The organism is Streptomyces sp. NPDC005805, assembly GCF_040630445.1.
Classification (GTDB): Bacteria; Actinomycetota; Actinomycetes; order Streptomycetales; family Streptomycetaceae; genus Streptomyces.
Genome location: NZ_JBEXXN010000056.1, coordinates 42695 through 51082, shown reverse-complemented (window position 1 = coordinate 51082; position 8388 = coordinate 42695). Strand labels below are relative to the sequence as shown.

Here is an 8388-nt window from a genome sequence, read left to right as displayed (position 1 = left end):
CACACATGACGGTGATCTTCGCGAACTCTCAGACCGCGAAGATCACCACCGTCGACTACAAGCAGCAGTTGATCAATTACCCAACACTTTCTGAGGCGGGCGAGCGGCCGGGCGGCGCGCGTTCAGCCCGTGCACAACTGCGCCGCCTTGCGGACCAGTTCGTACAGGCCGTAGGCCAGGGGCAGGCCGACCCAGCACCAGGACAGGACGATCAGGCCCCGGCGGCGGACACCTCCCCGGTCCCCGGCCGGTCCGGGCCGTTCGCCCGGGCGGGGACGCGCGGCCCGGGCTGCTCCGGGACGCGTGCCCCGGCCGGCGGGGGCACCCGGACCAGCAGGACGCCCAGGGGCATGAACACGGCGTACACCTGGCCGTGGGTGAGTAAGGCGGCGGCGATCCCGCCGGGCCCGGTGCCGTAGGTCTCCGGCATCCGCGCCGACCAGGGGGAGGCGATCAGCACATCGCCGCCGAAGCCCGTGATAGCGATGCCGGTCGCCGTCCCGGGCCGGTCCGGGAAACCGGGGGCCCCTTCACCACCCCTGCCGGACGTGCGCGGTACGGCGGGGCACCGGCGGGATGTACGAGGAGCGCAGGGCGGCGACCAGCGCGCGGCGCAGTTCCCGGTCCTGCTCGGTCTCCACGGCCATGTCGAGCTGGACGACGCCCACCCCCGCCGCCCGCAGCCAGCCGATCCGCCCCGCGACGGTCGCCGGGGAGCCGACGTACGCGCCGGCCAGGGACCGGGCGACGTACGCCGAGAGCCGGCGGGCCGCGCCCTCGGCGTCGGTGGCGGGCGCCGCCTCGGCCCGGCCGCGTTCACGGTCCCGGTCGAGCTGGACCGCGTCCAGCCGGCGGGCCGCGCCCGCACCGGTGGCGGCCAGGCGCACCGCGTCCCGCCGGATGCGCCGGACCCGGGCCTCGGCCTCCTCGTCGGTGGGCGCCGTGACGACGGTGACATGGCGCCAGATCCGGGGGCTCCGGCCGTGGGCCGCCGCCTGCGCGCGGACCTCGGCGATGAGGCGGCGGGTCGCCGTCAGGGGCAGGCTCGGGACCGCGTACACATCGGCGTGACGGGCGGCCAGGGCGACGCCCTGCGGGGAGGAGCCGCCGAAGGACAGCAGCTCGGCGCGGGGCCGGGGGAACAGGCCCGCGCGGGCGCCGCGCACGGTGTAGAACTCGCCCTCGTGGTCGAAGTCCTGATGTTCCGTCAGACTGCGCCGGAACAGCTCCAGGTACTCCCCCGCCCGCCGGTACCGGTCCGCCTTGGGCAGGAGGTCCCCGTCGCGCGCCACGTCCGCGTCGCTGGAGCCGACGACCAGATGGGCCGAGGCGCGCCCGCCGGAGAGCCGGTCCAGGGTGGCCAGGGTCCGGGCGGCGGCGGTGGGCGCCGTCGTCCCGGCCCGGTGGGCGACCGCGGTGCGCAGCCGGCTGGTGGCCGCCAGCGCCCAGGCGGCCACCAGCCAGGGGTCCGGCCAGGAGCTGGACTGCACGACGAGGGCGCTGTCGAGACCGTCCTCCTCGTGCTCGCGGGCGGTGCGCGCGATGTGCTCCGGGTCGGCGTCCCGCTCCCGGGGGTCCGGGGCGAAGCGGAGGACCTGCCGTTCCTCGGGGGTGTCCCCGGCGACGGGGGCGGCGCGGACCCCACCGCGTATGTCGAGCTCCATACGGGCGCCTCCTCAGCGGGCGGCCGGGCCGAGCCGGGTCAGGGTGTCGAGGACCTTGGCCCGGCTGACGAAGACCTCGGGCGGCAGGGAGACATAGAGCTGGATGGTGGTGACCCCGGGGCGGTGGTAGCGCAGGATCCTCTCCCGGCACTCCTCGGGAGAGCCGCTGATGAAGAGGCCGTCCACCACCTCGTCGGGCAGCGCCTTCTGCGCCCCGTCCACGTCGCCCTCGGCCCAGCGTTCATGGGACTCGCGCAGCAGCTCGCCGTGGCCCAGCCACTCGTGGAACTTCCGGTAGGGCTCCCGGTTGAGGATCCAGGCGAGGAAGGGGCGGGTGGCCCGGTGGGCGTAGTCGGTGTCGTCGGTGGGGCAGACGAAGACCTTGACGACCAGCTCCTTCCCCGGCGGCTGCGGGCCGACCGCGTCCAGCACCTTCGGCACGTCCTCGGGGAAGAGGAGGTTGGTGATCGCCCCGTCGCCCTCGCGGAAGCCGAGGCGCAGCATCCCGGGCCGCAGGGCGCCGAGGATGACCTTCACGGGTTCGGCGGGCGGGTGCGGCAGGCGGTAGCCGGTGATGGAGAAGGTGTCGAAGTCCCCGGCGATGTGCTCGCCGCGCAGCGCCCGGGTGAGGAAGCGCAGCACGTCCCGGGTGCGTTTGAAGGGCTCGTCGAACGGGATGCCGTTGATGTCGGTGACATGGGCCGGCACCGAGGCGCCGATGCCCAGCAGCAGCCGCCCGGGGGCGAGTTGGGCCAGGGTCGCGGCGGTCTGGGCGAGCACGGCGGGGCCGCGGGTGTGCACGGGCACGATCCCGGTGGCGATGCGCAGCGACGGCGACCAGGCGGCGACGGTGGCGAGCGGGGTGAAGGCGTCGGTGCCGCCGCCCTCCGCGCTCCACACATCGGTGTAGCCGAGGTCGGGCAGCCGCTCGACGAGGAAGCGGTGCCGGTCGATGGTGAGGCCGGGCAGCGGGAGGGTGATGCCCCACTTGGGCGGCAGGGGCACGGCGGGCGGGTGGGAGAGGGGCGGATGGGAGACGGTCATGAGGACACCCGGACGGTCGTGAGGTCGATGAACCAGGACTGCGGCTGGACGAACCCCCGGACGGCCGGTGACAGCGCCCGCGGGTTGCGGTCGTTGACGACGAAGAGCCAGGGCGCGTCGGCGGTGACCAGCTTCAGCGCCTCCCGGTAGTCGGCCTCGCGGGCCGCCCGGTCGGGGGAGGCGGCGGCGGAGGCGAGGAGTTCGTCGACCTTCGGGTTGCCGTAGTGGCCGGTCCAGAACGGGCTGCCGGTGCCGATGAACAGCGGCAGCAGCGCCTCGGACTGGAAGAGGGTCGTGGACTGGGCGATGGCCTCGGAGCCGAGGGCGACCTCCCCCTTGGCCTCCGCGCCGATCAGGGTGGACCAGTCGGTGGTGCGGATCTCGGCCCTGATGCCCACGGCGGCCAGATCGCGCTGGACCGCCTCGGCGATCGGGACGGGGATCAGGTTGCCGGAGCCGCCGGTGGGCACGGTGACGGAGGTGGTGAAGCCCTTGGCGTGCCCCGCCTCGGCGAGGAGCCGGCGGGCCTTGGCCGGGTCGTGGTCGTAGACGTCGCCCGCCGGGTCGTGGGCGAAGGTGCCGCGGGGGGCCGCCTGGCGGGCCGGTTCGGCGGTGCCGTGCAGCAGTTCCTCCGCGATCGCCTCGCGGTCGATCGCGTGGTTGGCGGCCCGGCGGACGCGCGGGTCGCGCCAGGGCCCGGCGGTGGTGTCGAGGATCCAGTACCAGAGGTGGTCGTAGCTGTTGGTGAGGATCTGCGCCTTGTCGGCCCTGAGCGAGGGGATGTCGTCGGGGTTGGGGTACTCGATCCAGTTGACCGCGCCGGAGCGCAGGGCCGCGGTGCGGGCGGCGGCGTCGGGGAGCGCCTTGACGACGAGGCGGTCCACCTTGGGCGCGCCGCGCCAGTAGGCGTCGAAGCGGGCGAGTTCGATCTCCTCGCCGGGCTTCTGGCGGACGAAGCGGAACGGGCCGGTGCCGACGGGCTGTTCGGAGAACTTCGCGGACCCGGTCTTGCGCACGGCGGCCGGGCTGGCGATCAGGACATGGGCGAGGTCCTGCGGGAAGTGCCCGTTCGGCTTCGCGGTGACCAGCCGGACGCGGTCCTCGGCGAGCTTGGTGTACCGGGTGATGCCGCCCGCGTACTCGCCGGCGGCGGCACCGAGGGCCTCGGTCCAGTGCGGGCTCTTCTTGTTGAGGTAGCGGTCCAGGTTGAAGAGGACGGCGTCGGCGTCGAAGGCGGTGCCGTCGTGGAAGGTGACGCCCTTGCGGAGGGTGAAGGTCCAGGTCCGGCGGTCGTCGGCGACCTCCCAGGAGGTGGCGAGGGCGCCGGTGATCTCGGGCGGGCCGTCGGCCCGGGACAGGTCGTAGCGGGTGAGGCCCTCGTACAGCTGGAAGCCGACCAGGCGCTTGCCCTCGAACCCGGCGCCGCCGATGACGGTGTCGGGGTTGGGGATCTTGCCGGTGGCGCCGATGGCGAGGGTGCCGCCGCCGGTGCCGCGCCCGTCGGCGTCCTTGCCGCCGGCGGCGGAGCCGGTGCCGCAGGCGGTGACGGCGAGCAGCAGGGCGGCGGCGAGTCCGGCGACGCGGAGGGAGGTGCGGTGGCGGGTCGTGGTGGCGGTAGTGGCCGTGGCCTGTGGTCGGGGATGCGGGTGGTGCGTCATGGCTTCCTCGGGGTCGTCGGGGTCGGGACGGGCGGGTGAGGTTCGGGGGCGAGGCCGGGTCCGGCGGCGGGCGGGGGTGTGTGCCCGTCGGCGGCGAGCAGGGCGCGGGTGTACGGGTGGCCGGGCGTGTCCCAGACGGCGGCGGTGGCGCCCTCCTCCACCACCCGCCCGCCGCGCAGCACCAGGACCCGGTGGGCGAGGTGCCGGACCACGGCGAGGTCGTGGGAGATGAACAGATAGGCCAGGCCGAGGCGTTCCTGGAGCCCGGTCAGCAGGTCGAGGACCTGGGCCTGCACGGTGGTGTCCAGGGCGGAGGTGGGCTCGTCGCAGACCACCAGCTCGGGGGCGGTGGCCAGGGCCCGGGCGACGGCGACGCGCTGGACCTGCCCGCCGGACAGCTCGCGCGGATAGCGGCGGGCCAGTACGGGGTCGAGACCGGCCTGCCGGAACAACTCGGCCACCCGGTCCGGGCGTTCCCGCCGGGGCACCCCGTGTACGCGCAGCGCGAAGGCCACGGCGTCCCCGGCGCGCAGGGCGGGGTTGAGCGAACCACGCGGCTGCTGCGGCACGAACTGGAGGCGGGCGCGGACGCCGCGTCCGGTCCGGCCGCGCAGCCGGTACGGGTCGTGCCCGGCGAAGCGGACGGTCCCCCGGTCGGGGGCGAGCAGCCCGAGGGCGAGCCGCGCCAGGGTCGACTTGCCCGAGCCGGACTCGCCGACCAGGGCGACCGTCTCGCCGGGCGCCACGCGCAGGGAGACCCCGTCGACGGCGGGCGGTCCTGCGGAGGCGCGGTAGCGCTTGGTGACGTGGTCGAGCCGGAGCAGGTCCGGGGCGGGGGCGGCGGGCGGGCCCGGGGCGGGGTCGTTGCCGGTCACGGGCGGGACCGGGGCGGGTCCCTGGCCAGTGCCGGTGGCCGCCCCCGGGACGAGGTGGGGCCCCGCACCCGGGCCCGGGCCCGGGTGGTGCCCGGCGACCGGGACGGGCCCGGTGTTCTCGGTCGGCCGGGGGCGGGGGGCCCGGCCGGGCAGGTCGGGGGTCATCCGCGGCCTCCCCCGGGCAGCGCGGCGGCCACCAGCGCGGCCGCGTACGGGTGTTCGGGCGCGCGCAGCAGTACGTCCACGGGGCCGCTCTCCACGATCCGGCCGGCCCGCATCACGGCCGCCCGGTGCCCGATCCGCCGGGCCACGCCCATGTCATGGGTGACCAGCAGGAGCGCGATACCGCGCTCCTCGACGAGGTGGGCGAACAGGTCCAGGACGCGGGCGCGCACCAACGCGTCCAGGGCGGTGGTCGGTTCGTCGGCGATCAGCAGCCCCGGGCCGCAGGCGAGGGCCAGGGCGACGGCGGCCCGCTGGCGCAGTCCGCCGGACAGCTCGTGCGGGTGGCTGCGGGCGACGCGCACGGGGTCGGCCACCCCGGCCGCGTCGAGCAGCCCGGGTACGGCGGCCCGGGCTGCGCGGCGGCCGTCGGTGACCCGGTGGCGCAGCAGCACCTCGGTGAGCTGTGCGCCGACACGGCGCAACGGGTCGAGCGCCGCGTCCGGGTCCTGGGGGACGTAGCCGACGCGCCGGCCCCGGATGCCGGCGAGCGCGCGCTCGCCGAGGCCGCCGAGTTCGGTGCAGGAGAGGCGTACGCTGCCGCGCACCTCGGCGGCGCGGCCGGGCAGCCCGATCAGGGTCCGGGCGAGGGTCGACTTGCCGCTGCCCGACTCCCCCAGCAGGCAGAGCGCGGTGCCGGGGGCGACGCTCAGGGAGACCCCGTCCACGGCACGGACCGGGCCGTCGGGGCCGTGGTGGACGACGGTGAGGTCCCGCACGTCGAGCCGTTCGGCGCGGACGGCGCGGGCGTGGGAGGTGGTCATCGTCCGGCCTCCGTCCGGAGGTTGCGGCCGGGGCCGGTGTGGCGGCGCAGCGCCTCGCCGAGGATGTTGAAGACGACGGAGACCAGCAGGACGGTGATCGCGGGGAGGGCCGCGACCTCGGGGCTGGTGAGCAGGCTGGGCCTCAACTCGTCGAGCATCGCGCCCCATTCGGCGGCCGGCGGCGGTACGCCCAGCCCGAGGAAGGACAGCCCCGCCGCGTACACGACGGCGAGGCCGACCAGGGAGGACGCGTAGACCAGCAGGACGGGGGCGACGACGGGCACCACCTGACGCAGCGTCACCGCCGCCCGCCCGGCGCCCGTGACCCGTGCCGCCTCCAGCCACTCGGCCGTGCGCACCCGGCGTACCTCGGTGAAGGCCACCCGGGTCACGGCGGGGGTGAGGACGACGGACAGGGAGACGACGGTCGCCGCCAGGCCGGGCCGCATCACGGTGGCGATGGTGAGGGCGAGCAGGACGCCCGGGAAGGCGTAGAGGACGTCGAGCGTGCGGAGGAGGGCGTGTTCGGTGGCCCGGCCGCCGAGCCCGGCGACGATGCCGAGGACCGCGCCCGCGGCGGTCGCGACGGCGACCGGCAGCAGGCCGCCGAGCAGGGAGGGGCCCGCGGCGGCGAGCAGGCGGCTGAGCAGGTCGCGGCCCTGGGTGTCGGTGCCGAGGAGGTGCCCGGGGCTGCCGGGCGGGAGGAGGCGGTCCCGCAGACTGCCCGCCTCCGGGTCGTACGGCGCGAGCAGCGGTCCGGCGACGGCCAGGACCAGCAGCGCGGCGGCGCCCAGCGCGGGGATCAGGAGTCCGGGGCGGCGCAGCACGCGTCGGCGCGGGGTCGGCGGGGCCGGTGCCTGTGCGGCGGGGCGGGACGCCGGGTGCGCCTCGGGGGCGAGCGGCGGCGCGGGGCTCGGGGCGGTCACAGCGCACCCCGCAGCCGGGGGTCGACGAGGGCGTGGGCCGTGTCCACCACGATGTTCACGCCGACGAAGGCGACGGCGACGAGGAGGACGCCCGCCTGGACGAGCACCAGGTCGCGTGCGGTGAGCGCGTCGTAGAGCAGCCGGCCGAGGCCGGGCCAGGCGAACAGGGTCTCCACGAACACCACCCCCTCCAGCAGATAGGCGAGTTGGAGCCCGCCGATGGTCAGCAGCGCCGGGGACGCGTTGTGCACGCAGTGGCGGAGCACGGCCGTGCGGCCCAGGCCGCGGGCGCGCAGCCCGTCGGCGAGGTCGGAGCGCAGGACGTCCCCGAGGGCGGTGCCGAAGACCCGGGCGGTCAGCCCGAGGGGCACCAGCGCGGCGGCGACGGCGGGCAGCACCAGGTGGTGCAGCCGGTCGCCGGTCCCGCCCCCGGCGAACACGTCCTGGGTGCCGCCCGCCGGGAACCAGCGCAGCCCGACCGCGAAGACGGCGATCAGCAGCAGGGCGACCGAGTACTGCGGCGCGGAGACGGCTAGGGTGCCGAGCGCGCGGGACAGCCGGCCCACCGGTCCGTCCGGCCGGGCCGCGCCGAGCGCGCCCAGCAGGGTCCCGCCGGTGAGGACGAGGAGGAAGGCGGCGCCCGCGAGGACGAGGGTCTGCCCGGCGGCGGGCAGCAGCAGGTCGCCGACGGGGCGTTGGGCGGAGACGGACATGCCGAGGTCGCCCCGGAGGGCGTGGCCGAGCCAGTGCGCGTACCGCACCGCGAGGGGTTCACCGAGGCCGAGCCGCTGCTCCAGGGCGGCGCGGGCCTCGGCGGGCGCGCCGGGTCCGAGGAGCGCGGTGACCGGGTCCCCGGGGACGAGGGCGACGGCGGCGAAGACCACGACGGTGACGCCGAGCAGGGTGGGCACGGCGAACAGCAGCCGTCGTGCGAGGTACCGCCTCATCCGCCGGCCTCCCGGCGCGGTGCGCCGGGCCGCCCGGCGGGGCGGCGGGGGTGGGCGGTCATGCGGGTCCTCCAGGGTGGGGCGGGGCGGTTTCCGGCCGGGGGGCGTCGCGGCGGGTGGGCGGCGGTGGGGCGGTTTCCGGCCGGGGGGCGTCGCGGCGGGTGGGCGGCGCGGGGGGCGGCCGGGCGGGGGGCCGCGTCGGTGTCCGCGTCGGTGTCCGCGTCCGTCTTCGGGTCGCTTCCGGGTTCGCTTCCGGGTCCGCTTTGGTCGCCGCCGTGACGAAGCGTG

At 76.6% G+C, this 8388-nt stretch carries 7 protein-coding genes and 1 pseudogene; all 8 read right to left on the bottom strand.

The features are described from left to right. Positions 1-313 precede the first annotated feature (313 nt). A pseudogene (locus ABZ457_RS25175) lies at positions 314-517 on the bottom strand (MFS transporter); the annotation flags it as partial. A gap of 13 nt (positions 518-530) precedes the next feature. Further along, positions 531-1664, bottom strand: coding sequence for an LLM class flavin-dependent oxidoreductase (locus tag ABZ457_RS25170; RefSeq protein ID WP_359161310.1), 1134 nt, complete (start codon positions 1662-1664; stop codon positions 531-533). Between the two features lie 12 nt (positions 1665-1676). Then, entirely contained in the window at positions 1677-2708 is a 1032-nt protein-coding gene (locus ABZ457_RS25165) for an LLM class F420-dependent oxidoreductase (protein WP_359161307.1), read from the bottom strand. After that, the gene (locus ABZ457_RS25160) at positions 2705-4366 is read right to left on the bottom strand and encodes an ABC transporter substrate-binding protein (protein ID WP_359161305.1); all 1662 of its coding nucleotides are present in this window, start codon (positions 4364-4366) and stop codon (positions 2705-2707) included. The genes ABZ457_RS25165 and ABZ457_RS25160 overlap by 4 nt, the downstream gene beginning before the upstream one ends. Further along, complete coding sequence (locus tag ABZ457_RS25155) at positions 4363-5241, bottom strand: ABC transporter ATP-binding protein (RefSeq protein ID WP_359161303.1); 879 nt, start codon at positions 5239-5241, stop codon at positions 4363-4365. The genes ABZ457_RS25160 and ABZ457_RS25155 overlap by 4 nt, the downstream gene beginning before the upstream one ends. 161 nt (positions 5242-5402) lie before the next feature. Then, entirely contained in the window at positions 5403-6227 is an 825-nt protein-coding gene (locus tag ABZ457_RS25150; RefSeq protein WP_359161301.1) for an ABC transporter ATP-binding protein, read from the bottom strand. Continuing rightward, a complete protein-coding gene (locus ABZ457_RS25145) occupies positions 6224-7153 on the bottom strand; it encodes an ABC transporter permease (RefSeq protein ID WP_359161298.1) in 930 nt (309 codons plus the stop codon). Before ABZ457_RS25145 ends, ABZ457_RS25150 begins: the two co-directional genes overlap by 4 nt. Beyond that, a complete protein-coding gene (locus tag ABZ457_RS25140; RefSeq protein ID WP_359161295.1) occupies positions 7150-8100 on the bottom strand; it encodes an ABC transporter permease in 951 nt (316 codons plus the stop codon). The genes ABZ457_RS25145 and ABZ457_RS25140 overlap by 4 nt, the downstream gene beginning before the upstream one ends. Positions 8101-8388 lie beyond the last annotated feature (288 nt).